This is a genomic window from Actinomadura chokoriensis (assembly GCF_041463665.1).
GTDB classification, from domain to species: Bacteria; Actinomycetota; Actinomycetes; order Streptosporangiales; family Streptosporangiaceae; genus Spirillospora; species Spirillospora chokoriensis_A.
The window spans coordinates 1-23728 of sequence record NZ_JAXCEJ010000027.1 but is presented as its reverse complement, the minus strand read 5'-3'; the positions used below and the strand labels follow the sequence as shown (position 1 = coordinate 23728).

Below are 23728 nucleotides of genomic sequence, written 5' to 3'. Positions count from 1 at the left end.
GGATCTTCCTTTCTGACGGTCAGCGGCTCGTGGCCGCGGTGCGCCGGGCGACGAGGCGGGCGACCAGGTTGAGCAGCATGATGATCCCGATCAGCACGAGCGCGCCCGTCCAGGCCCGGTCGATCGAGTTCTGGCTGGGGTCGGCGGCCTGCTCCCAGATGAAGGTGGGCAGGGACGCCTGCGGCCCGCCGAACGGGTCGTTGTTGATCGCCTTGGTGAAGAAGATCGTCAGCAGCAGCGGCGCCGTCTCGCCCATCACGCGGGCGACGGCGAGCATCACGCCGGTCACGATCCCGGTCATCGCGGTGGGCAGGACGACGAAGCAGACCGTCCGCCAGCGCGGCACGCCGAGCGCGTAGGACGCCTCGCGCAGGTCGTTCGGGACGAGCTTCAGCATCTCCTCCGCGGACCGCACCACGGTCGGGATCATCAGGATCGTCAGGGCCAGCGCCCCGGCGAACCCGGAGAACTCGAACCCGAAGGTGAGCAGCCACAGCGCCAGCACGAACAGGCCCGCGACGATGGACGGGATGCCCGTCATCACGTCCACGGTGAAGCCGATCACCTTGCCGAGCCGCCCGTTGCCGGCGTACTCGACCAGGTAGATCGCGGTGAGGATGGAGAGCGGGACGGCGATCACGGTGGTGATGACGACCTGTTCCAGGGTGCCGACGATGGCGTGGTAGGCGCCGCCGCCGGGGTCGCTGCCGCTGACCGCGTTCATCGAGAACTGGAAGAACGTCGGGTCGAGCCGCTTGGCGCCGTTGACGACGACCGTCCACAGCACCGACACCAGCGGGATGACGGCGAGCGCGAACGCCAGATAGACCAGCCCTTGGACGAGCCGGTCCTTGATCTTGCGGGCGGGCGACACCGAGGTCAGGCTCCCGCCCTTTCCGGGCGTGCGGGTGGTCACGCGAACTCCTTCCGGCGCGCGACGACCGCGCGGGCGGCCATGTTGACGACCAGGGTGATCACGAACAGCACGAGGCCGGAGGCGATCAGCGCGCCGCGCCCGGTGACGGACGCCTCGGCGAAGCTGTTGGCGATGTTCGCGGCGAACGTCGCGCCGCCGTTCTCCAGGATGTGCCAGTTGATGCCGGGCACGAACGTCAGCACCATCGCGACGGCGATCGTCTCGCCCATCGCGCGGCCGAGGCCCAGCATCGAGGCGCCGATCATGCCGGACCGCCCGTAGGGCAGCACCGACATCCGGATCATCTCCCAGCGGGTGGCGCCGATCGCCAGCGCCGCCTCCACGTTGGCGCGCGGCACCTGGAGGAACACCTCCCGGGAGATGGACGAGATGATCGGCAGGATCATGATCGCCAGCACCACCGAGGCTGTGAAGATCGAGTTCTTGCCGGGGCTGTCGCCGCCGAACAGCGGGATCCAGCCGAGCGTCGCGTTGAGCGCCTTGCTGATCCCCTCCATGTGCCGCGACAGGAACGCGAGGCCCCAGAGCCCGTACACGATGCTGGGGACGGCGGCGAGCAGGTCGACGACGTAGCCGAGCCCGGACGCGAGCCGCCGCGGCGAGTAGAACGAGATGAACAGCGCGATCCCGATCGCGACCGGCGTCGCGATGAGCATCGCGAGCAGCGACGAGATCACCGTGCCGAAGGCGAGCTGCGCGATGCCGAACTTCGGCGGCGTCGCGTTCGGGTTCCACTCCTCGCCGGTGATGAAGTTCGCCTCGTTGTCGCGCAGCGCCGGGATCGCCTTCCAGACGAGGAAGGCGGCGATCGCGGCGACGATGGCCAGCACGGTGATGCCCGAGCCCCGGGCCGCTCCGGCGAAGATGCGGTCGCCGGCGCGTCCGGTGCCCCTCGGGCCGGTGGCGCCGTCCCGGGTCGCGGAGCGCACCCCGACGCGGGTCTCGGTGGTCATGGGGGAACCTCCTTCGATCACGCCGGTACCCACGTCGGCCCCGCCGCCGAGGTCGTCGGCGGCGGGGCTTCGGGTGCCGTCGTCCGGTGTCAGGACAGGGCCTTCACGGACGTCTGGACCTTGGTGAGCACGTTCTCCGGCAGCGGCGCGTAGCCGTGCTCGGTGAGGATCTTCTGACCGTCCGCGCTGGCGGTGTAGGTGAGGAAGGACTTGACGAACCCGGCCTGCTCGGCGGGCAGCCCCTTCTCGCACGCGATCTCGTAGGTGACCAGCACGATCGGGTAGGCGCCCGCCTCCTTGGTCGAGTAGTCGATCTTCAGCGCGACGTCGTTGCCGGTGCCGACGACCTGCGCGCCCGCGACGGCCTTGGACGCGCTGTCCGGTGACAGCTCGGCGTACTCGCCGGCGCCGTTCTTCACCTTCGCGGTCTGGAGCTTGTTGTTGGTCGCGTACGACATCTCCACGTAGGAGATCGCGCCCTCGGTGCTCTTGACCTGGCTGGTGACGCCGTCGGACTTGGCGGCGCCCTGGCCGGTGGAGTTCGGCCACTTCTTGGCCTTCTCCCACGTCCAGATCTTCGGGACGACCGTGTGCAGGTAGTTCGTGAAGTTGTCGGTGGTGCCGGACTCGTCCGAGCGGTACACCGGCTTGATGTCGGACGAGGGGAGCTTGGCGCCCCCGTTCTCCGCGGCGAGCGCCGGATCGTTCCACTTCGTGATCTTGCCCGAGAAGATCTTGCCGATGGTCTCCGGCGACAGCTTCACCCCGTCCACGCCCGGCACGTTGTAGACGACGGCGACGGGGCCGACGACCATCGGCAGGTTCAGCGCGCTGCTCCCCTTGCAGCGCTGCTGCGCGGCGGTGGCCTCTTCGGGCTTGAGCGCCGAGTCGGAGCCGGCGAACGACACCTGACCGCCGGTGAACGCCTGGATGCCGGCGCCGGAGCCGCTCGGGTTGTAGTTCAGGTTGGCGCCCGCGCACTTGCTCGCGTAGACCTTCGTCCACTCCTCGATGGCGTTCTTCTGCGCGCTCGACCCGGCCGCGTTGACGCTGGCCTTCGCGCAGTCGATGTCGCCGGCCGGGGCGCCGCTCGAACTCGCGGTCGTGTTGTCGTCGCTCCCGCAGGCGGACAGGGCCAGCGCGCCCGCGACGACCACGCCGCCCAGGGCGGCGAGTCGAGAACCGTTCTTCACCGGAGGGTCTCCTCTGAGTTTCGTTGGCCGGGTCTGCCCGCGCCGTCCGGGTCCGCGCCGCTGTGATCCGGCACGTGGACGGTGGGTTCGCCGTCGAATGCGACGCTAGGCAGGCGAGGTGACCAGCCGCCCCGATCCAGGTGAACGAAAGATGAACGGAGACAAGCAGGGTTGCGAAGAATGCCCCGATTTGGCATGGACGCCGGGTTAACAGCGCAGCTCAGGCAACCAAAAACCCGGTCGAGACATGCTCAACCGGGTTTGGGCCGCGGGAGGCGCCAGGCGGGGCGTTACAGGGTGGTCAGGGGGCGCCAGGCGGGACGTCAGGCGTACATGACGTCGACGGCGTACCTGGTGAAGCCCAGGTTCTCGTATAGCCGGACGGCCGCGACATTCGATTCGTCCACGTAAAGCATGATCTGCTCCATGCCGACGTCGCGCAGGTGATGCAGGCCCCGCAGCGTGAGGGCGCGCCCCAGCCCGAGCCCCTGCGCGTCGGGGTCGACCCCCACGACGTAGACCTCGCCGATCTTGCCGGGGTGGACCTTCGTCCAGTGGAACCCGGCGAGCCGCCCGTCGCGCTCGGCGAGGAAGAAGCCGGCGGGGTCGAACCAGTCCTCGGCCTCGCGCTCGCGGACGTCGTCCATCGTCCAGGCGCCCTGCTCGGGGTGGTCGGCGAAAGCGCGGGCGTTGACCTCCAGCCACGCCCGCTCGTCCCGTCCGGGCTCGAAGGAGCGGACGGTCACGCCGTCGGCGACGCGGGGCTCCGGCAGCGGATCGGACGCCGGGCGCCGCATCTGGAACAGCGCGCGGACCCGCGCCATCCCCTCCGAGGCCGCCAGCGCGGCGGCCGCCGGAAGGTCGCCGTGCGCCCACACCCGCAGCGGGGCCTCGGCCCGCAGCGCCCGCAGCAGGGCGCGCCCGTGCCCCCGGCGCCGATGTTCCGGATGGACGACCAGCTCCCCCGCCGCCGGCTCGTCCGCGGTCGCCGGGTCGAAGTGCGCGTAGGCCACGATCTGCCCGCCGTCGGAGATCGCCGGGCCGGACCGCCCGCCGCGCAGCGCCAGCACGGCGTGCTCGGACAGGGGGCCCACCCCGTCGGCCCGCGCCGCCGCCTCCGCCAGCGCCAGGGCCTGCGTGGTCTCGGCGTCTCCCAGCGTCCCGCGCGCCCGCAGCTCACTCACGCCCGCAACCCTATGCGGCCGGACCGGCCGGATGATCGTCCGGGGTCCTGATCGATTCGTCACAGAAACGTCATCGCGCCGCCGGGATGCTATGCCGGGCGACCGAGAGGTTCGTCCAGACCTGGACGGACCGCGTCTCCACCCTCGCAGACAAGCCATCGGCAAGAGAAGAGGTCACGCGCCGAAGAAGTGGACGATGTAGTAGACCGCCGCGGCCACCGCGGCGGCGGCGGGCATCGTGAGGACCCAGGCCATGAGGATGTTGCCGGCGACGCCCCAGCGGACGGCGGACAGGCGCTTGGTGGCGCCCGCGCCCATGATCGCGGAAGTGATCGTGTGGGTGGTGGAGATTGGAGCGTGCCAGATGAACGCGGTGGTGTAGAGGACGACGGAGGCCGTCGCTTCGGCGGCGAAGCCCTTCGGCGGATCGACCTCGATGACCTTGCGGCCGAGGGTGCGCATGATGCGCCAGCCGCCCGCGTACGTCCCGGCCGACAGCGCGCCCGCGCACGAGATGACCACCCACCAGGGCACGCTGCTGCCGTCCGCGTGGTTGGTGGTGACGAGCGCGAGGACGATGATGCCCATCGTCTTCTGGGCGTCCTGGAGGCCGTGCCCGAGCGCGAGGGACGCCGCGGACATGGTCTGCGCGATGCGGAACCGGCGGCCGACCCGGGACGGGTTGGCGCGCCGGAAGATCCACAGGATCGCCACCATCGCGAGGTAGGCGAGGCCGAACCCGACGACCGGCGACGCCACCATCGGGACCGCGACCTTGTCGACCACGGTGGCCCAGTTCACCGACGACATCGACGCCAGCCCGGCGCCGACGACACCGCCGATGAGGGCGTGCGAGGACGACGACGGCAGCCCGAAGTACCAGGTGATGAGGTTCCAGGTGATCGCCCCGAGCACGCCGGCGGCGACCACGGTGAGCCCGTGCAGGCCGGACGGCGGGGTGATGACGTCGCTGACGGTCTTGGCGACGCCGACGCCGAGCAGCGCGCCGATCATGTTCATGGCGGCGGCCATGCCGAGCGCGACCCGCGGTGTCAGGGCGCGGGTCGACACCGCCGTGGCGATCGCGTTGGCCGCGTCGTGGAAGCCGTTGGTGTAGTCGAAGACGAGCGCCACGACGATGACCAGGATGAGGACGGCCATCTGCGCGTCGGCCCGGAGCCCGAGCGCGCCGCCCGCCATGACCAGCACGATGCCGGCCAGCAGGAGCAGCCATGCCCGGCCGGTGACCCGGCGCGTGGCCTGCTCGCCAAGGGAGGCGGCATCGTCCTCCGCGGACGGGTCCCGGGTGAGGGCGGCGCCGGGATCCTTGGCCGGGCTCATGATTCCTTGACCGAGATGGTCTCGACCGTGTTGGCCACATGCTCGAACGCGTCGGCCGCGTCCTCCAGCCGGTCGATGACCTGCTTCATCTTCAGCACCGTCAGCGTGTCGTACTCGCCGCTGAACAGCTTCGCCAGAAGCTTCCGGTAGATCTGGTCGCCCTGGTTCTCGAGCCGGTTGATCTCGATCCAGTACTCGTTGAGCTCCTTCATCGAGCGCAGCCGCGGCATGGCCTCGGCGGTCAGCTCGGCGGCGCGCTCCAGGACCTCCACCATGTGGACGACGCCCTTGGGGAACTCTTCGATCTCGTACAGGACGACGAGGTCAGCCGCCTCCTCCATCTCGTCCATCACGTCGTCGATGGACGAGGCCAGCCGGTAGATGTCCTCGCGGTCGAAGGGCGTGATGAACGTTTCGTTCAACCGTCGCATGATCGCGTGGGTGCATTCGTCGCCCGCGTGCTCGCAGGCGCGCATCTTCTCCGCGATCGCCGCCCGGTCGGCGCCGTCGCTGATGAGTTCCACGAGCAGCCTGGCGCCGGTGACCAGGTTGTTCGCCGAGTCGGCGAACATGTCGTAGAAGCTGTCCTCACGCGGCGTGAGACGCAAGCGCACTTCGTTCTCCTGATGTGCCGGAACAGTCCGCAGAGGATCGTAGGCGCTACCCGCCGTAAAAAGAACCTTTGCCCCAGCTTCGGCTGGTGTCACCCATCCTCTCACCTACAAGACTGCCCTAGATCACCAGGTGCATACCCCTCGCGGGCGCCCCTATCTGGAGGAACGCCCGCCGGTTCGGCGCTGCGGGACGGCCACCTGCGGGGGCCTCCGGCAAACCCTGGTGATATTGGTTACATCACCAGGGCGAACTCCCGGCAAACAGGGCTGAAACGACGAACCGGGGACGCCCTGATCGGCGTCCCCGGAACCTGCGAGCCTGCGGACTATGTGCAGTCCTGCGACGTCAGCTCGCGACGACCGGCTTCGTCGGACGCTACCCCGAGCACCATGTCGATTTCCGCGACGGTCAGCGGCCGCTCCGCCGCCGCCACCGCACTGAGCATCTCGGCATAGAGTTCGATCTCGTCCAGCGCAACACGGTCGTGGACGCGCAGATCGAGATTCTGGCGCACCGCGTCCACCTCCGTTCGTTCCCCACACCCAGGTCCGAGGCTACGCGTCCGGCCCCGACGGGCACATGACCCAAGAGGGCCATTCGCGGGCCACCTTGACGACTGGTCTTCCCGGGTGGTGCCCATCTGATGCCCCCGGCGGGCGCGGGGGCTCAGCCGCCGCCGGGACGGAAGTCGCCGAGGAGCTGCTCCAGCGGCGTTTCGGGCAGGTCACGGGCCGTCAGCCGGGCCACGGTGGCGGCGTTGACGTCGGCGCCCGCCAGCCGGGCCGCCTGCCGCGCGACCGTCTGCTCGAACAGCGCGCGGACGGTGCGGGCATAGGCGAACCGGGGGTCCTCGCGCATCGTCGCCAGCCGGGACAGCAGCTCGACGCGCAGTTCCTCGTCCAGCATGTAGAGGTCGCGTTCGGCGTAGCTCTGGAAGAGCCGCACCATGTCGCGGTCGCCCATCCCGGTGAACTCCATGATCCGGCCGAACTCGGCGCGGAACGCGGGATTGCCCGCGAGGAAGCCCTCCATCTCCGCCGCCGGGCTCGAACAGACCACGACGAACCGGGCGCCGCTCTGGTTCATCCGGCGGAGCAGCTCGTCCACGACCGCGGGGGTCCGGTCGAGGCGGAACGCCTCCTGGACGAGCAGCACCCCGCCGAGCGCCTGGTCGACCATGCCGGCGACGCGGTTGCGCGTGTCGGCCTGGTCGCGTCCCGCCAGGTGGACGGGACGGCACGCCACCACATGCCCGGACCGCAGCAGCCCGAGCGCCGCGTAGATCCCGCCCACGAGCCCCGCCACGGTCGTCTTGCCGGTGCCGGGCGGGCCGGTGAAGACCAGATGGCCGGGGTTCTCGCCGGACACCCCGAACCGGGCCCGGTCGGCGGCGAGCGCCGCCTCGTCGGCCAGCTCCCGCACCGCCGACTTGACGTCCTCCAGCCCGGTGAGCTGGTCGAGCTGGCGCAGGTAGCCGTCGATGTCGCCGGGCGGGCGCAGCGCCGGCTCGATGCCCTCCGCGACGCCCGCGAGGTCGTCGGGGGTGAGGACGAGCCGGTCGTGGGACGCCCCGGCGCGCTCCATGTTCCGCTGGGCCGCCTGGTCCAGGTAGGCCTCGACGAGGCGGGCGTTGACGAGGTCGCCCGGCCCCCGGAGCCGCTCCAGGTCGGCCCGGACGGTCTCCAGCGCGGCCGCGCCGATCGTCACGCGCCGCTCGTCCGCGAGCAGGTGCAGCAGCGTCATGCGGTTGTCGAGGTCGCTGAAGTCGGGCAGCCGGTGGACGCGGAACGCCTGCACGAGCTTCGGGTGCTCCTGCAGGAGGCGCCGGTACGCGCGCGGCTCGCACGTCGCGATCACGGGCGTCGTGTTCACCGGGTCGCGGCGGGCGCGGCGCACCGCCCCGACGACGGCGCCCGGGTCGGCCGCGTCGCCGATCGCGACGTCCAGCCGCTCGAACAGGATCACCGGGCCGGGCTGGGCGAGGAGCTGCCCGATCCGCTCCGGCGGCGCGTTCCGGACGTCCGCGGCGTCGTGCGCCCGGATCGACCCGTCGCCGAGGCCCGCGTTAGCGAGCGTCAGCGCGATCATCCGGGACAGCCGGCGCTGCCCCGAATGCGGTTCGCCGACCAGCAGTACGCCGGGGACGCCCGACCCGATCGTGCTGCGCGCGCCGTCCACCCGCGTCGCCTCGATCTCGTCGCCGGCCGGTGCGTTCCACTCCTCGGCCTGCGCACGGACGTCGCCGAGCAGGACGGACGCGTCGTGCTCGCCGTAGACGAACCCGAACCCGAACCGCTCCAGGACGCGGCGGGTGCTGCGGTCGCTCGGCGGCGGGATCTCGTCGACGGGACGTTCCGGGGACGGCGTGTCGTCCAGGAAGTCGAAGTCGCCGGCCATCGTCTTGGACATGACCTTCGTCCCCGGGCCGCCTCCCAGGACGGGCGGCGGGGGCGGGGCGGCGGCGTCCTCAAGGTCCTCCGGGCCGAGGATGCGCGTGCCGGGCGGCCGGTTCTGCGCCGGAGGCCGCCCGGCCGGCGAGCGCCCGGCCGGCGGCTGGCCTTCGACGCGGGTGGACGGCGCGTCGAACGTCGTCCGGTGCGGCTCGGGCGGCCCGGCCGGGCTCGGCGCGACGGGCTCGGGCGGGGCAGCCGGGCCCGCCGACCCCGGGGGGACGCCCTGGGCCGGGGGCGCGCCCGCCGGCTGGTAGCCCAGCTGCGTGTACGGCGGCGCGAAGTTCTCGTTCTGCGTCTCCTCCTCGGGCGGGGAGAAGCCGCCGCGCTGCGGCTCGGCCTGCTGAGCGGGCGCATGGCTCGCCTGTACCGGCTCCGGCGGGGGCGCCGCAGGGCTCTGCATCGGCGCGGCCTGCGCCGGGTCCTGCATGGGCGCAGGGCTCTGCATGGCTGCCGGATTCTGCACGGGCGCGGGGCTCTGCATGGGCGCGGGGCTCTGCATCGGCGCGGGGCTCTGCATCGGCGCGGGCTGCGCGGCGCCGGGGCGCTGGAAACCGAGTTCGGTGTAGGGGGGCGCGGCGCTCGCCTGGTCGTCCTCTCCGGAGGACCCGCTGATCAGCGGGTCCGGCGGAGCGAACGCGGCCTGCTGGCCGGGCCCAGGCATCTGGTTCTGCACCGGCGCGGCGGCGGGTCCGGGCGCGTTCTCCCACCCCGGCTGCGCCGGCGGCTGGACGAACGGGCGGTCGGGCTCGGACGGTGTCCCCTGCTGCTGCGGCGGCGTCCCGGGGGCGAGGCCGGGCTGGCTCTGCATGTGGAACGGGGCTGGCTGCGCGGGCGCGGGGTTCGGCGGCGGCGTGGCGGTCGGGGCGGCCGCGGTGGCGCGGGCCCGGTTGCGTCCGATGATCCCGGCGATGATGGCGGTCGGGACGGGGAAGCCGCGGGGACGCGCGGGCATCCCGCCGAGCCGGCACCACGCCAGATCGACCTCGTACATCGCGGCCAGCAGCGACTCCGCGCCCACCCCAGAGCCCGCCGCCGATCGCAGCGGTTCCGGGAGGCGCATGTCCTCGGGCCAGAGGCGGCGCAGCGGATGCCCCTTCTGCTCCGCCACCGCCTGCACCGTGTAACGGATCTCCGGGTCCAGCCAGGGGACGATGGTGCCCACCATGTCCTTGCGGACGACGTTCAGGTCGGCGGCGAGCAGGGCGGCGGCCACCAGGCGGGGTTCCAGGTAGGCGGGTTCGGCCGGGTCCCCGGACAACTCCCCTATCAGCTCACTCAGCGTGTAGAAGGCGTGCCTGAAGTTGTCCCCTGGCGAGCTCTCGTTCCGCAGCGAGGGAACCAGGTTCGGTGGGCAACGCGTGAGCCACTGCTGGACGATCGCCTGATCCCCGTACGGCAACGCCCCGTAGTCGACGGTCGGGTTGGCGAGCGTGGTGCCCAGGATGGCGAGCAGTGCGTCCGCCCGTATCTGGAACCGGACGTCGTCGCGGAGCGCGCTTGCCACGGCCCACATCGTCCGCAGGATGACGACCGCCGCGTCCACCCGGCTGGCGCGCAGGCGCTCGGCGTAGAGCGCGACGAGCGATTCGAGGGTGGGCGGGGTGAGCCAGCGCGGGCCGTCCACGTCCGGGAGGGGCCTGGCGCGGTAGGGCTTCCAGAGGTCGAGCATCTGCGCGTCCAGCCGCGCGTCGTAGGCGGGGGCGGCCGAGCACCACAGCATCACGCCCCAGGCGGCGGCGACGGTGGACGGCGTCTCGCCGGTGAAGTCGGGCCACCAGTGCGGGTAGTCGGGCGCGGGAAGCGTGGCGGCGGACTCCAGGGTCGACCGGACGCGCGACGTCAGCTCCGTCGCGAACCCGTGCCCGACGAACGGCAGCCCCGACGGCGGGTCGTAGGCGAAGTCGGGCCCGGCCGGGACCACGTGCGGCGGCAGGTTCGGGACCTGGCCCGCACCCTGCTGCGCGGGCCTCGCCGCCATCCGGACGGCGGGCGTGCGGGGCGGCGGGCACAGGTACCACTGCCCGTCGGACGGGTGCAGCCGGTACCAGCGGGCCCACGCGCCGAAAAGCCACCACGTCCCGTCCGGCAGGACGAGCATCCGGCCGCCGATGGCGTGGTGGCGCTGCTGCGGAGGCGCGGACGGCCACCACGCGGCGGCCACCATCGCCCGCGTGTCGCGCTCCGCCTCCGTGAACGGGTCCTGCGTGTACGGATCCCGCCCCCGCCGCGGGCCCGGCGGCGGAGCGCTGCCGTAGCCCGGTCCCCACACCACGATGGTCATCGTAGTCAGCAGAAAACGCCCGAGGCGTCCGTGACCGGCGCAGAAGCCGCGTCACCCCAGGTCAGCGGTGCCCTAAACCGACCTGGGCGTCAGTCACGGGCGTCAGTCCCACTCGGCGGCGCGGTGCCGCCGGGCCTTCTCCACGTACACCGCGGGCGTGTGCTCCAGGACGAGCCGGTCGTTGTCGTTCAGCTCCCGGACGATCTTGCCCGGCGTCCCGGCGACGAGCACCCCGGCCGGGATCTTCTTGCCGGGCGGCACCAGCGCACCGGCGGCGACGAGCGTCCCCGCCCCGATGCGGGCGCCGTTCAGCACGATCGCGCCGATGCCGATGAGCGAGCCGGTCTCGACGTGCGCGCCGTGGACCATCGCCTTGTGGCCGAGGCTGACGCGGTCCTCCAGGATCGCGGGCATCCCCGGGTCGCAGTGCAGGCAGGACAGGTCCTGGATGTTGCACTCGTCGCCGACGACGATCTCCTCGTCCTCGCCGCGCAGCACCGAGCCGTACCAGACGCTGGCCGCGCGGCCCAGCGTCACCCGGCCGACGACGACCGCGCCGGGCGCGATCCACGCCTCCGGATCGATCTTCGGCCGGTCCTCGCCCAACGCTCCCAGGTAGCTCATGGCGCCGATGGTAGGACGCGTCCCGTCCCGCCGCCGAGGCCGCCCCCGTCCCCCGTTCGGTCGGCGCCCCGCCCTGGCGCGGTCGGCGCCCCCGTCCCGGCGGGTCCGGTTCCGGTCCGCGACACGGCCCCGCGAAGGGCGCGGATCCAGCCCGGTTCAGATAGTTTGTCGAGCCCATCCAGATGAAGAAACGGCAGCAAGAACCGCGTTCCGGTTGCGCGAATGGGGTGGACCGGACAAGAGTCGTCCTGACGTTTCCATGTGGGCCCGCTCAGGCGGGTGAGGCTTATCGCAACCGACCCTGACGGGGCGACGCCCCCGCCAACGACCCCCCAAGGCACCATGAGCAACGAAGCCGAGATCCTGCCCAACCTCCTCCAAGAAGAGTCCTTCGAGATCGTCATGCGCGGCTACAACCGCCGCCAGGTCGACGACTACATCGCCCGCGCCCAGCAGAAGCACCGCGAACTGGAGGCGCGGCTCGCCCGCGCCCAGGACGACGGCGAGCGCCTCCGCCGCGAGATGGCCGAGGTCAGGGAGGCGCGCAAGCCCACCGGCGACGACCTGAGCGACCGGCTCCGGCAGATCATCAACCTCGCCGAGGACGAGGCCCAGGACAAGGTCGCCGAGGCCGAGGCCAAGGGCGCGGAGATCCGCAAGGACGCCGAGCACGAGTCCAAGCGCATCATCGACGAGGCCCGCGCGCACGCCGACAAGAACCTCTCCCAGGCGCAGGAGAAGGCCGACCACGTGCTCGCCTCGGCCAAGAAGGAGTCCGAGAGCGTACTCTCGTCGGCCAAGCAGGAGGCCGAGCAGACGGTGACGAGCGCGCGGCTGGAGGCCGAGCGCACGCTCACCGCGTCCGAGCGGCGCGCCAGCGTGATCAACGACGGCGCCACGCAGCGGCTCACCGCGCTCACCAAGAACCACACCCAGGCCCTGCAGCGCCTCACCGAGATCAGCGACACGCTGCACCGGCTGCTCACCGCCGAGAACGAGGCGGGGCCGCTGGAGAAGATGGTCGAGGACGCCGTCCGGCAGAGCGCCCCGCGCAAGCAGGCCCCGCCCGCGCAGCCCGCGCCCGTCCAGCCCGCGCCGGCCGCCGTGAAGCCGATACCGGCCGCGGCCCCCAAGCCGCCCCAGGCCCCCGCGCCCAAGCCGGCTCCGGTCGTCGCCGCCCCGGGCGCCGCCCCGCCCGCCGCGCCGTCGATGAGGAAGCCCGAGCCCCCGTCCCCCGTCGAGCCCCCGGCGCCGCCCGCGCCGCCGCAGGCCAAGCCCGTCCGCCCGGCCGAGGACACCGACCCGGGCCAGTCCCCGAGCCAGTCCCCGGGCCAGCCCCCGGTCCCGCCGCAGCAGCCCCGCGGCCCGATCGAGCTGTAACCTCCCGGGCCTTGGGGCCCGTCAACGAGCCGTTCGGCGATCTCCCGGGTGCGGAGAGTCCTCCAGCCTCCTGGCCCCCATCCTCTGGAACGTCAGGCGGGGCGTTCCGCCCTTCGCGGCCGGAACGCCCCGCTTCGCGCCGTCTATAGGATTTCGCGGGTGAAGAAACGGAGACATTCGCGGGGCGGCAACGTCCGCCCTGTCAGGTTTCTGGGTGACCCGGTCCTGCGCACGGAGTGCGACCCGGTCCGGACGTTCGACGCCTCCCTGGAACGCCTCGTCGACGACATGTTCGTCACCATGTACGAGGAGGACGGCGCCGGGCTGGCCGCGAACCAGATCGGCGTCGGCCTGCGGCTGTTCGTCTACGACTGCGAGGACGACAGGGGACGCCGGCACATCGGCCACGTCGCCAACCCGACGCTCGTGGCCGCCGACGGCGAGCAGCTGGTCGAGTCGGAGGGCTGCCTGTCCGTCCCCGGCCTGCGGTTCGAGACCCCCCGCCACGCGCACGCCGTCGTCGAGGGCGTGGACCTGAAGGGCAAGCCCGTCCGCGTGGAGGGCACCGGGTACTTCGCGCGCTGCCTCCAGCACGAATGCGGCCACCTCGACGGACGCGTGTACATCGACGTCCTGTCAGGCGACGCCCGGCGCGCGGCGATGCGCGCGATCCGCGCACTCCAGCAGTAGAAGTAGCCTGGCCGTACTCACGGGATCGCACTCACCGGATCCTCAACGGATTCTCTGGGGGCGTTCAGGAGGCGTTCAGGTTCGGCTGCGACCCTCTGCGGTGAGGTGGAGGGGGACTAGGCAATTGTCTGAACGGACGGGGAACGCGAACGGCAGAGGCAGGGCGGCGACGGCGGAGGCGACCCTCCTCGTCGTCGAGGACGAGCCCAACATCCTGGAGCTCCTCGCCGGCAGCCTGCGCTTCACCGGGTTCGAGGTGGTCACGGCCACCAACGGGGCGGACGCGGTGCGGTCGGCGCGGCGGCACCGCCCCGATCTGATCGTCCTGGACGTGATGCTGCCCGACATCGACGGGTTCGACGTCGCGCGGCGGCTGCGGTCCGGCGGCGACCACACCCCGGTGCTGTTCCTGACGGCGCGGGACGCCGTCCAGGACCGGATCAAGGGGCTGACCATCGGCGGCGACGACTACGTCACCAAGCCGTTCAGCCTGGAGGAGGTCATCGCCCGCATCCGGGCGGTGCTGCGCCGGTTCCGCGGCGGCGTGACCGAGCCCCCGCCGCGCCTGGTGTTCGCGGACGTGGAGCTGGACGAGGAGAGCCACGAGGTGTGGCGCGGCGGACGCGCGATCCAGCTGTCGCCTACCGAGTTCAAGCTGCTGCGCTACTTCATGGCCAACGCGGGACGGGTCGTGTCGAAGGCGCAGATCCTCGACCACGTGTGGAACTACGACTTCCGCGGCGACGCGGGCATCGTCGAGTCGTACGTGTCCGCGCTGCGCCGCAAGGTCGACAACGCCGAACCGCGGCTCATCCACACGCTGCGCGGTGTGGGCTACGTCCTGCGCGAGCCGTCGAGATCGGGCTGATGGACACGCGTGTCCCGGCGTCCGAGCACGCCGGTCGGGGCATGCCGGAACGGGGGGACGTCCCCGCCGGCCCGCCGTCCCGTCCGCCGCGCCGCACCCCGGCGCGGTTCCTCGCGCGGACGTCGCTGCGCGTCAAGCTGCTCGCCGGGATGCTCGTGCTGGTCACGCTCGGGATGACGGTGATGAGCGCGGCGGGCGCGTCGGTGCTGCGCCAGTACCTGGTCGGACGGGCCGACGACCAGCTGCGCGGCTCGGTCGGCCGGGCGGTCGAGCAGGTCACCCCGCAGTTGCAGAGCGGCGCGGGCAGCATCGAGGTACGGATCCCGAGCGAGATGTACGGGCAGGTCCGCACGAACGACGGCCACGCCCTGGCGCAGAACCCGGCGTGGGGCGAGACCGGCCACCCGCGGCTGCCCACGGATCTGAGCGGGCACATAGACCGCCCGTTCACGGTGAGCGGGACCGCGGGCTCGCAGTGGCGGATCCTGGCCGAGCAGATCCCCGGCGGCGTCCTCGTCCTCGCGTTCAGCCTGGGCGAGGTGGACCGCACCGTCCAGCGGCTGGTGGTGATCGACGCGATCGTGGGCGTGCTGGTGCTCGCCATCCTGGTCGTGCTCGGGGTGTGGGTCGTCCGGGCCAGCCTGCGCCCGCTCGCCGCCGTCGAGGAGACCGCGGGCGCGATCGCGGCCGGTGACCTGTCCCGGCGCGTCCCGGAGGGCGATCCGCGGACCGAGATGGGACGGCTCGGCCGGTCGCTGAACACGATGCTGGGGCAGATCGAGGCGGCGTTCGGGGCGCGGGCGGAGTCGGAGGCGGCGGCGCGGCGCTCGGAGGAGACCGCGCTGCGGTCGCAGGAGCGGATGCGGCGGTTCGTCGCGGACGCCAGCCACGAGCTGCGCACCCCGCTGACCGCGATCCGCGGCTTCGCCGAGTTCTACCGGCAGGGCGCGGCCCGCAGCCCCGCGGAGCTGGACCGGCTGATCGGCCGGATCGAGGACACCGCGTCCCGGATGGGGCTGCTCGTCGAGGACCTGCTGCTGCTCGCCCGGCTGGACCGGCAGCGTCCGATCGAGCGGCGCCCGGTGGACCTGCTCGCCGTGGCCGCCGACTCTGTCCAGGAGGCGAGAGTCCTCGCACCTGACCGCAAGATAGACCTTTCGGTCGAGGGAGGGCTGGCGTACCAGGTGCGGGGGGACGAGCCGCGGCTGCGGCAGGTGCTCGGGAACCTGCTGAGCAACGCGATCGCGCACACCCCGGAGCGGACGCCGATCAGCGTGCGGCTCGCCCCCGGCACGCTGCGCGGCTCCCCGGCGGCGGCCGTCGCCGTCGCGGACCAGGGCCCCGGCCTGTCCCCCGAGCAGGCAGAACGGGTCTTCGAGCGGTTCTACCGCGCGGACGAGGCCCGGTCCCGCGACTACGGCGGCGCCGGCCTCGGCCTCGCCATCGTCGCCGCGCTCGTCGCCGCCCACGACGGCATCGTGGAGGCCGACTCCACGCCGGGCGAGGGCGCCACGTTCCGGGTCGTCCTCCCGCTGGACGACGGGTAGACGCCCAGCGGAGACGTAGGCCGCATTCAGGAAACGTTCAGGTACGTGCGCTTAGGTGGCCCGACAGGGCGCGACCCGGTCTCGACGGGGAACGGGAGTCCGCGCCCTGGCCAGCTTCACTCCCGGCACCGCCCCGGGACACCGCGGCCGAGGGGACGAGCCGCCGCCCGCCCCTTCGGTCGCGGTTTTTCATGCCATAGCGGCTTTCAGCACACTTTCAGGTTGGATCCAGGCACCCTGCAGTCCCGTCGCGCACTCTCGATGGTGAGTGGACGACAGGGGGATCCGCATGAACACCGACCGGCCGCAGCAGCCGCCTTGGGAACCGCAAAGACCGGACTCCGCCCCGCACGAGGCGGTGTACGGGGCCTCGCACGAGGCCCCGGACGGAGCCCCGCACGAGGCCACGCAGGGAGCCGTGTCCGGGGCGCCACATGGGGACGCGTACGGGGCCCCGCACGAGGCCGTGTACGGGGGCGCACATGGGGACGCGTACGAGGCGCCTGGGCAGTGGTCCTGGCAGGGTGTTCCGCCGCCCGGGCAACCCGTCCGTCCGAGCCTGTTCGGCACGGCGCGGCGGAAGCTCGCGGCGGTCGGGGCCGCCGCGGCGCTGGCTCTGGGGGCGGGCGGCGCGGGCGCGGCGATGACGCTGGCACTGGCGAACGGAAGCACCGTCTACGCGAGCCCGACGGCGGTTTCCGGGGTCGCGGCGGGCGGCACCACCGCGCAGGTGGCGGCCGCCGTCCAGCCGAGCGTGGTGTCGATCCAGGCGCAGACGTCGTCCGGCGCGGCCACCGGGTCCGGGGTGATCCTGCGCTCGGACGGGGTGGTCCTCACCAACGCGCACGTGGTGTCGGGGGCGCAGCAGGTCACGGTGAAGTTCAGCGACGGCAAGACCGCGGCGGCGGAGGTCCTCGGGGCCGTCACGGGCGACGACATCGCCGTGATCAAGGCGCGGGGCGTGTCCGGCCTCAAGCCCGCCACGCTCGGCGACAGCGGCCGGCTCGCCGTGGGCGACCAGGTCCTCGCGGTCGGGAGCCCGCTCGGGCTGGACGGCTCGGTCACGTCCGGCATCGTCAGCGCGCTGGGTCGCCAGATCCAGGAGGGCGGGTCCGAGCAGCAGCTTCCGCCGGGCCTGCGCGGGCAGCTGTCCGAGCGGCAGCAGACCGTGATCAAGAACGCCATCCAGACCGACGCCGCCATCAACCCCGGAAACTCCGGCGGCGCCCTGGTGAACTCCGCGGGCCAGGTGATCGGCATCAACACCGCCATCGCCACGTCCGGCGGCGGCGACGGCAATATCGGCGTCGGCTTCGCGATCCCGATCGACTCCGCCAAGAAGACCGCCGACAAGATCGTCAGTGCCGCCTCGGGCTGACCCGGGATCGCCGTCCGGCCAGGCTCCGGGGGGAGCGGGCGGACGGGCGGCGGACCGGTCAGAGGGTCCTCCCGGCCGGGCCGGGCTTGGGAGGACCGGCAAGGGAGGACGGCCGCGTGACCCGCCTGCGGGGTCACGCGGCCGTTCAGCTCCGCACCCTGATCGCCTGCCCGCGATTCACCTTCGACAGCATCTTCCGCGTCGAGCGCAGGTAGACGTCCCGCGGCAGTGTCCGGATCCGCACCGGCAAGCGCGGATACACCGTCCCCAGCAGCGCCACGAGCAGCCGGAACCGCACCTCCCGGGCCCTGCTCCACTTCCAGCCGTACTGCACGCGGATCGGCTCCGGCATCAGCCCGGCGGTGAGCAGCCGGATCATCATCAGGCCGGGCGCGCCCAACGGCCCGCCCGGCAGCCTCGGGTGCAGCACCTGCTCGGCGACCGCCCGCGACACGTCGTTGACCCGCAGGCTGTTGAGCATGCCCGCGTAGTACTCGCGGAAGTCCCGGTACGTCTCGGGCATCCGCCCCTCCGGGCAGCCCAGGATGGTCGCGTAGATCTTGGTCTGCTGGTAGAACTCCTCAAGCTCGGCCTGGCTGAACTTCCGCCGGAACAGCACCTGGTAGAACTGCGTCGCCACCGCGAACAGCGTGGCCGCCACCCACACCTGCAACTCGGGGTCGTTCGCCTCGTAGTCCGGCCCGGTAATGGAGTCGTGTCCCTTGGTGACGAGGGCGCTGAGGGTTTCGGCCTCCTCCTTCGTCCCGAACTGCACGACGTAGAGCCAGCCCATCGTGTTGCGCAGCCGCCGCGCCGGATCGTCCGCCGTATAGCTGTGGTCGTACACGCCCTGCGCCACCTTGGGATGCGCCGTCTGCAGCAGCGACGCCGCCCCGCCGGCGGCGATGAGCGCGCCCTCCTGCGTGATGACTCGGATCAGGTCGCCGTCCTTGAAGATTCCCTCAGTCATGACGATCAGTGTAAGTAAGTACTTGCAGTTGCCGCTACCGGTAGGTAATCAGGGCGACAAGATCACACGTCCTTTGCGACAATGAGGGCATGCCCGCCCAGATCCACGTCCGCGGCTCGGTCTCCATCCCGGAGTCCGAGCTCAGCTGGCGTTTCTCCCGTTCCTCGGGCCCGGGCGGACAGCACGTCAACACCAGCGCCACCGCCGCCGAACTCTCCTTCGACGTCGCGAACTCCCCGTCCCTCCCCGACCACCTCCGCGCCCGCGCCCTCGACCGCCTGGCCGGACGCCTCGTCCGCGGCGTCCTCACGATCCGCGCGGAGGAGTACCGCTCCCAGCAGCGCAACCGCGACGCCGCCCGAACCCGCCTGGCCACCCTCCTCGCCGACGCGACGGCCCCGCCCCCCAAGAAGCGCGTCCCGAAGAAGATCCCCCGGGGCATCAACGAGCGCCGCCTGGAGAACAAGAAGCGCCGCTCCGCCGTAAAACGTCAACGCTCCTCCCGCTGGGACTGACCACATGCGGAAGCCGGCCGGTAGAGCCGGACGAACCGCCACCCGTCCACCTCAAGCTCGGCCGCGAGCGCCTCCAGGTACCGCACCGCCACCTCGGGCCGCCGCCGCGTCCGCCACCCCAGGACGCTTTGCTGGATCGCCCCGATCACCACCGCCGGCCCTTCCTCAAGAGCTGCCGATCGACGGCCAGGTCAGTACGGCGAGGACGTACCCGAAGCCCGCGGCGCTCGCACTGCCGAGCAGCACCGTCCCGAAGACCTCGGCAAGCACGTCCCGTGACAGCGTCATCGGACGTCCGCCTTGAGCGCCGCGCACACCCACTTGCCACGCGGAGGCGTCGGATCGACCCAACAGCGGGCGGCCAGATTCTCCACGATCGAGAGCCCCCACCCGCCGTTGTCGTCGAAGCGATCCGGGCACAGGTCGAGCGTCTCCAGCGACAACTCGACATGGCGCGTGACGGGCCGCGCGTCGCACCCGTCCCACACCGCCAGGACGACCTCACCGGCCCCGCGCCCGACATACACCTTGATCACCTCCGCAGCCCGGGACGCCTCCACCGCGTTCGCCGCCAACTTCCCCATGACGAGCACGGCGTCCGAAACAAGAAGCGGCAGCCCCCACGCGCGCAGTGCACCGGAGACCTGGTCCTGGGCCAATCCCGCAACGGCTGGCGAAGCCACAAATTGCCGGGACACTCCCGTTTTCTCCTCCATCAACACTATGACCTCGCCTTTCTCGAACGTGGTGTGAACGAGGTCACACACTTCCCCAACGCTTGGCCTTTGTCGTGCATACGCTGCGCGCTAGAGACATCAGGAAACAAAGGAGGTGGCAATGGGGCGGAAACGATCAGCTGACGAACTACCGAAGCCGCAGACGAACATGTGGGACTTCGTCGCCTACTACGTGCGGTTCCAACGCACGCAGCGAGGGATGTCCGGCGAAGCGCTCGGCCGGGTCATCAACGTCAGCAAGGCCCAGGTGTCCCGCATCGAAACGGGCGTCCAGCGGCTGGACGCGCAGCAGGCGATCGCGCTCGACAAGCTCTGGCACACCGGCAGGCTCTTCTACCTGCTCGTCTGGTACGCCTCGATCGGCCACGACCCCGCGTGGTTCGCACAGCACCTCAAGATCGAACAGCGATCGGCAATGCTGAGAATCTACGAGGCGAACGTCATCCCAGGGCTGCTCCAAACGCCGGAATACGCCGAAGCGCTGCTGCGCTCGAGCATCGAGGCGGATCCCGACCAGATACTCGCCGACCGTCTCCAGCGGCAGGACCTGCTCCTACGGGACCCTCCCCCGCATCTCACGGTCCTGCTCTCCCAAAACGCACTGGACTGGCCAGTCGGCTCTCCCGAAATCATGTACGGACAACTCGGCCGCCTTCTCGAAGGGGCGCAGCGGGACAACCTCATACTGAGGGCGCCTCCGAGGACGTGGGCGACCGGGGCACACGCCGGACTCGGCGGTTCCTTCAAACTCATGAGCGGCGACGACTTCGGGGAGGTCGCCTACACCGAATCACCAGGAGCAGGACGTTTGGTGTCATCTCCACCCGACGTGAGAACGTACGGGATACGGTTCGAGCGGATCAGCGCGAAGGCACTCGACGAGGGCGCGTCCTTCGAGCTGATCCAGAAGATCATGGAGGAGATGCGATGATGCGTTCGGCATGGCGGAAGTCCAGCCACAGCGGCCCCGAGCAGGGCGATTGCGTCGAAGTCGCCGACCTGTCCTCCGGCGTGGGCATACGGGACAGCAAGCACCCCGATCACGGCCACCTCACCCTCACCCCCAAAGCGTTCGCCGCCCTCCTGGCCTGCGCCAAGCGAGACGAACTCAACCTCTGAACCCGCCCCCGCGAGCCCCGGCCACAACCGCCGGGGCTCTGCCACGTCCATCCGAAGCACGGCGCTCAACTCCACATACGATCGCGTGATTCAAGCTGTTCACGGGCACTCGTATAGGAGAAGGCCGCATGTGAGATCTTGTGCGGCAACCGCTTGGCGATCACCGGAGCGTCCACAATGACCACCTGGCGCAAGTCCAGCCACAGCGGCACCGGAGATCAGAGTGTGTGCGTCGAGGTAGCCGGCGTCAGCCCAGGCGTGGGGATACGGGACAGCAAGAACCCCGGCGTCAGGCACCTCATCCTGGCCCCCCAAGCGTTCGCCGCCTTGCTGGCCCGCGCCAAGCGAGACGAACTCGACCTCTGAACCTGCTCCCGCGAGCCCCGGCCAGAACCACCGGGGCTCTGCTACGTCCAGGCCAAAATCAAGCGCAACATCCTCGTGGTCTTGATCGCCGAGGCCATACCGTCCTCGGCTGACGTGGATGTGGAGGTGTGCGTGGTCTGGCGTGCGTCGGCTTGTTCCATGGCTGCCACCCCTGCATCGTTGGCGACTCCAAGGAGTGATGTAGTGTTGGCTGCGCCAATGTTGGATGGGCCAACGAGAGGGATGTCATGTCCACGGATACGCTGATCAGCGACCGTATCGGGATCGCCGACCTGTTCACCCGCTTCGCACAGCTGCTCGACGAGGCACGATGGGACGATGCGGGCACCGTCTTCACCGACGATGTGGCGGTGCACTCGCCGCGCGGCGGCGAACTCCGCGGGCTCGACAAGGTCGTCGACTTCATGCGGCAGGGCGAGGTCGAGGGGCAGCGCACCCAGCACATGACCACCGACCTGCTGGTGGACGTCGACGGCGACCGGGCGGCAGCCTCGTCGAACTCGCTCGTGTACTACTACCGCGACGGCCAGGCGCCCCACTTCACCGGCGGCCTGCGGCAACACTGCACCGCAGCACGGACGCCGGCGGGCTGGCGACTCTGCGAGGTGCGGATCATGCCCGCCTGGACGCGCGAGAACTAGCCCAAGGCTCAGCGGGCGCGTTGACTTGCGGCATGTTGTTGTTATGAGCGTCGCGGAAGCAACAACACGCCGCAAGTGAACGAAGCGGCGACCCGGCCAGGCGTGGCCAAAGTATGCGGGCGGGGCTGGTGGGCCGGGAGGATGGGGGCCGGTTTCTCCCGATATGGAGGGTTTCTCATGGCCGATGGCGTACCGGCGGACATCGACACGAGCGTGCCGCATTCCGCGCGGATCTGGAATTACTGGCTGGGCGGCAAGGACAATTATCCCGTCGACCGGGAGGTCGGCGCGCAGGTCGCGGAGGTGTTCCCGGGGATCGTGCTCGCAGCGCGGACGTCCCGAATGTTCCTCGGACGGGCCGTCCGGTTTCTTGCGGCCGAGGCGGGCGTGCGGCAATTCCTCGATGTCGGGACCGGGCTGCCGACCGTGGACAACACCCACGAGGTCGCGCAGCGCGCGGCGCCGGACGCGAGGATCGTCTATGTCGACAACGATCCGCTCGTGCTCGCGCATGCGCACGCCCTGCTCACGTCGACGGCCGAGGGGGCGACCTGCTACATCGAGGCAGATCTCCATGACCCCGGCGCGATCCTCGCGCGGGCGAGCGAGCATCTGGACTTCGGGCGGCCGGCCGCGCTGATCCTCAACGGGATCATGGGGCACGTCGCCGACGACGAAGAGGCGCGGGGCATCATCGGCGGCCTGCTCGACGCGCTCCCGCCCGGCAGTTACCTGTCGCTGTCGGACGGGACGGACACCGATCCGGCCTCGGTGGAGGCGCACCGCCAGTACAACGAGTCCGGCGCGATCCCCTACAACCTGCGGTCCCCCGAGCGGATCGCCGCGTTCTTCAAGGGGCTGGAAGCCGTCCCGCCCGGCCTGGTGACGTTCACCGAGTGGCGGCCGGAGCCGTCGCCGTGGGACGAGGAGAAGGTGCCCGGCCTCTGCGGCGTCGCCCGCAAACCCTGACACGCCGCGACGCGGACGCCCGGGTACGGCCATGGACGGCGTCTTCGACGCCTCGAGAACAGAGGATCGGATTATCCTTTCATGAATTTCGACTTTCACCTCGAGCTGGACGCGTTGGCTCGAAGATTGAGCAGCATCCCTCGCTGGAACTGTTCTCGTTCGAGGTAGGACCGGCTCTTTCGGAGAAAGAGATAGAGGAAGCCGAGGCCAGCTTCGGAACGCGACTGCCGGCACCGCTGCGCCAGCTCTACCGGACACTCGGCAGCGCAACCCTCCAATGGTGCTTTACGGCAGGACTCGACGCGCAAAGGCGCCGGCTCATCTCCGAGCACCACCCGGATCTGATCCCTGACCACAGCCTCTTCGACGGCTCCATCGGCATCGCCTCGCTGGAGGACATGCTCTTCAACGACGAGTTCACACCACCGCAGGTGGAAAGCGGAGAGACTGTCGACTTCGCCGGCGTCGACGACGACACCGACGAGTTGTCCCGCATGGTGCGGCACTTCGACGCCATGGATGACTGGTTCGCGATGTCGTTCATCGTCCAGCCGGAACGCGCGGACCGGAAGATGATGCTCTTTGGTGATCACTGGATTGAACATGATCACTCACGGGTGACCTACCTGGAGAATTATCTCAGGTACGTCATCGCCACCTGGGGCCTGGTGGAAGCTCGCCGCGGATTGTTCGAGGAGTATCGCGGCGACCCGCTCGAGCCGCTGCGCTACTCCCCCGAGATCGCCGCCGCCCACATCCCGACGACCTTGACAGCCACACAGCCCCCCGTGCGTTGAGTTGCGGCGAGTCGTTGTTATCAGCGGGGGCGATGTCAAGCGGCTGTTGCAACGAGGTACTCGTTGAGTGTTTGGGCTGGGGTTTTCCAGTTCAGGGTGTGGCGGGGGCGTCCGTTGAGCTGGCGGGCGATCTCGTCGAGGTCGTGCTG

26 protein-coding genes and 1 pseudogene are annotated in these 23728 nt (G+C 70.9%); 12 read left to right on the top strand and 15 right to left on the bottom strand.

Translation table 11 applies throughout. The annotated features are described in order from the left end of the window. Nucleotides 1–19: 19 nt before the first annotated feature. From pstA to SM418_RS31510, 9 genes are all read right to left on the bottom strand, one after another. Entirely contained in the window at nt 20–916 is an 897-nt protein-coding gene (pstA, locus tag SM418_RS31550; protein WP_371944984.1) for a phosphate ABC transporter permease PstA, read from the bottom strand. Beyond that, nucleotides 913–1890 carry a phosphate ABC transporter permease subunit PstC gene (gene pstC / locus SM418_RS31545; protein ID WP_371944983.1) on the bottom strand — a complete coding sequence of 326 codons (978 nt, stop codon included), beginning with the start codon at nt 1888–1890 and terminating at the stop codon, nt 913–915. Before pstC ends, pstA begins: the two co-directional genes overlap by 4 nt. Before the next feature lie 89 nt (nt 1891–1979). Then, nucleotides 1980–3083 (bottom strand): phosphate ABC transporter substrate-binding protein PstS, encoded by a 1104-nt coding sequence (gene pstS, locus SM418_RS31540; protein WP_371944981.1) that lies wholly within the window; start codon nt 3081–3083, stop codon nt 1980–1982. Nucleotides 3084–3406: 323 nt separating this feature from the next. Beyond that, nucleotides 3407–4267 carry a mycothiol synthase gene (gene mshD / locus SM418_RS31535; RefSeq protein ID WP_371944980.1) on the bottom strand — a complete coding sequence of 287 codons (861 nt, stop codon included), beginning with the start codon at nt 4265–4267 and terminating at the stop codon, nt 3407–3409. Nucleotides 4268–4441: 174 nt separating this feature from the next. Next, entirely contained in the window at nt 4442–5608 is a 1167-nt protein-coding gene (locus SM418_RS31530) for an inorganic phosphate transporter (RefSeq protein ID WP_443098410.1), read from the bottom strand. After that, complete coding sequence (locus SM418_RS31525; protein ID WP_371944979.1) at nt 5605–6222, bottom strand: DUF47 domain-containing protein; 618 nt, start codon at nt 6220–6222, stop codon at nt 5605–5607. Before SM418_RS31525 ends, SM418_RS31530 begins: the two co-directional genes overlap by 4 nt. Nucleotides 6223–6548: 326 nt before the next feature. Further along, entirely contained in the window at nt 6549–6746 is a 198-nt protein-coding gene (locus SM418_RS31520; RefSeq protein WP_371944978.1) for a hypothetical protein, read from the bottom strand. Between the two features lie 143 nt (nt 6747–6889). Next, the gene (locus SM418_RS31515; protein WP_371944977.1) at nt 6890–10957 is read right to left on the bottom strand and encodes an EccA family type VII secretion system protein; all 4068 of its coding nucleotides are present in this window, start codon (nt 10955–10957) and stop codon (nt 6890–6892) included. A gap of 102 nt (nt 10958–11059) precedes the next feature. After that, the gene (locus SM418_RS31510; protein WP_371944975.1) at nt 11060–11581 is read right to left on the bottom strand and encodes a gamma carbonic anhydrase family protein; all 522 of its coding nucleotides are present in this window, start codon (nt 11579–11581) and stop codon (nt 11060–11062) included. A gap of 342 nt (nt 11582–11923) precedes the next feature. On the opposite strand from SM418_RS31510, the gene SM418_RS31505 reads away from it, so the two are divergent. The 5 genes from SM418_RS31505 to SM418_RS31485 all read left to right on the top strand — a co-directional run bounded on the left by SM418_RS31505 (nt 11924) and on the right by SM418_RS31485 (nt 17444). Next, nucleotides 11924–12961 carry a DivIVA domain-containing protein gene (locus SM418_RS31505; RefSeq protein WP_371944974.1) on the top strand — a complete coding sequence of 346 codons (1038 nt, stop codon included), beginning with the start codon at nt 11924–11926 and terminating at the stop codon, nt 12959–12961. Between the two features lie 159 nt (nt 12962–13120). Then, complete coding sequence (gene def / locus SM418_RS31500) at nt 13121–13651, top strand: peptide deformylase (RefSeq protein ID WP_371944972.1); 531 nt, start codon at nt 13121–13123, stop codon at nt 13649–13651. Nucleotides 13652–13775: 124 nt separating this feature from the next. After that, a complete protein-coding gene (locus tag SM418_RS31495) occupies nt 13776–14519 on the top strand; it encodes a response regulator transcription factor (protein ID WP_371944971.1) in 744 nt (247 codons plus the stop codon). Continuing rightward, nucleotides 14519–16066 (top strand): sensor histidine kinase, encoded by a 1548-nt coding sequence (locus SM418_RS31490; protein ID WP_371944970.1) that lies wholly within the window; start codon nt 14519–14521, stop codon nt 16064–16066. Before SM418_RS31495 ends, SM418_RS31490 begins: the two co-directional genes overlap by 1 nt. A 289-nt stretch (nt 16067–16355) precedes the next feature. Beyond that, complete coding sequence (locus SM418_RS31485; protein WP_371944969.1) at nt 16356–17444, top strand: S1C family serine protease; 1089 nt, start codon at nt 16356–16358, stop codon at nt 17442–17444. A 145-nt stretch (nt 17445–17589) separates the two neighbouring features. On the opposite strand, the gene SM418_RS31480 is transcribed toward SM418_RS31485, so the two are convergent. Continuing rightward, a complete protein-coding gene (locus tag SM418_RS31480; RefSeq protein WP_371944968.1) occupies nt 17590–18414 on the bottom strand; it encodes an oxygenase MpaB family protein in 825 nt (274 codons plus the stop codon). Nucleotides 18415–18503: 89 nt separating this feature from the next. Between SM418_RS31480 and arfB the strand changes: the two genes are divergently transcribed. Next, nucleotides 18504–18929 (top strand): alternative ribosome rescue aminoacyl-tRNA hydrolase ArfB, encoded by a 426-nt coding sequence (gene arfB, locus SM418_RS31475; RefSeq protein WP_371944967.1) that lies wholly within the window; start codon nt 18504–18506, stop codon nt 18927–18929. Here the strand turns inward: arfB and SM418_RS31470 are convergent. From SM418_RS31470 to SM418_RS31460, 3 genes are read right to left on the bottom strand one after another with little or no spacing between them, the layout of a single operon-like run. After that, nucleotides 18905–19081: a hypothetical protein gene (locus SM418_RS31470; RefSeq protein WP_371944966.1), complete on the bottom strand. Its 177-nt coding sequence runs from the start codon at nt 19079–19081 to the stop codon at nt 18905–18907. The two genes, arfB and SM418_RS31470, sit on opposite strands and share 25 nt — an antisense overlap. 13 nt (nt 19082–19094) lie before the next feature. Further along, nucleotides 19095–19217: a hypothetical protein gene (locus tag SM418_RS31465; RefSeq protein ID WP_371944965.1), complete on the bottom strand. Its 123-nt coding sequence runs from the start codon at nt 19215–19217 to the stop codon at nt 19095–19097. After that, nucleotides 19214–19696, bottom strand: a complete 483-nt coding sequence (locus SM418_RS31460; protein WP_371944964.1) for an ATP-binding protein — start codon at nt 19694–19696, stop codon at nt 19214–19216. The genes SM418_RS31465 and SM418_RS31460 overlap by 4 nt, the downstream gene beginning before the upstream one ends. Nucleotides 19697–19766: 70 nt before the next feature. Here SM418_RS31460 and SM418_RS31455 point away from each other — a divergent pair, with 70 nt between their 5' ends. Both SM418_RS31455 and SM418_RS31450 read left to right on the top strand, forming a co-directional pair. Next, the gene (locus SM418_RS31455) at nt 19767–20597 is read left to right on the top strand and encodes a helix-turn-helix domain-containing protein (RefSeq protein ID WP_371944963.1); all 831 of its coding nucleotides are present in this window, start codon (nt 19767–19769) and stop codon (nt 20595–20597) included. Then, nucleotides 20594–20785 (top strand): DUF397 domain-containing protein, encoded by a 192-nt coding sequence (locus SM418_RS31450; protein ID WP_371944962.1) that lies wholly within the window; start codon nt 20594–20596, stop codon nt 20783–20785. Before SM418_RS31455 ends, SM418_RS31450 begins: the two co-directional genes overlap by 4 nt. Nucleotides 20786–20850: 65 nt before the next feature. Here SM418_RS31450 and SM418_RS31445 read toward each other — a convergent pair whose 3' ends face one another. Continuing rightward, nucleotides 20851–20997: a hypothetical protein gene (locus SM418_RS31445; RefSeq protein ID WP_371944961.1), complete on the bottom strand. Its 147-nt coding sequence runs from the start codon at nt 20995–20997 to the stop codon at nt 20851–20853. Between the two features lie 13 nt (nt 20998–21010). Between SM418_RS31445 and SM418_RS31440 the strand changes: the two genes are divergently transcribed. The 4 genes from SM418_RS31440 to SM418_RS31425 all read left to right on the top strand — a co-directional run bounded on the left by SM418_RS31440 (nt 21011) and on the right by SM418_RS31425 (nt 23579). After that, nucleotides 21011–21151 carry a DUF397 domain-containing protein gene (locus SM418_RS31440; protein ID WP_371944960.1) on the top strand — a complete coding sequence of 47 codons (141 nt, stop codon included), beginning with the start codon at nt 21011–21013 and terminating at the stop codon, nt 21149–21151. Nucleotides 21152–21399: 248 nt separating this feature from the next. Further along, nucleotides 21400–21813 carry a nuclear transport factor 2 family protein gene (locus tag SM418_RS31435; protein ID WP_371944958.1) on the top strand — a complete coding sequence of 138 codons (414 nt, stop codon included), beginning with the start codon at nt 21400–21402 and terminating at the stop codon, nt 21811–21813. Nucleotides 21814–21990: 177 nt separating this feature from the next. Further along, nucleotides 21991–22782, top strand: a complete 792-nt coding sequence (locus tag SM418_RS31430) for an SAM-dependent methyltransferase (RefSeq protein ID WP_371944956.1) — start codon at nt 21991–21993, stop codon at nt 22780–22782. Beyond that, a complete protein-coding gene (locus tag SM418_RS31425; RefSeq protein WP_371944955.1) occupies nt 22731–23579 on the top strand; it encodes an SMI1/KNR4 family protein in 849 nt (282 codons plus the stop codon). Before SM418_RS31430 ends, SM418_RS31425 begins: the two co-directional genes overlap by 52 nt. Nucleotides 23580–23614: 35 nt before the next feature. On the opposite strand, the pseudogene SM418_RS38010 reads toward SM418_RS31425, so the two are convergent. Beyond that, nucleotides 23615–23728, bottom strand: a pseudogene (locus SM418_RS38010) (IS30 family transposase); the annotation flags it as partial.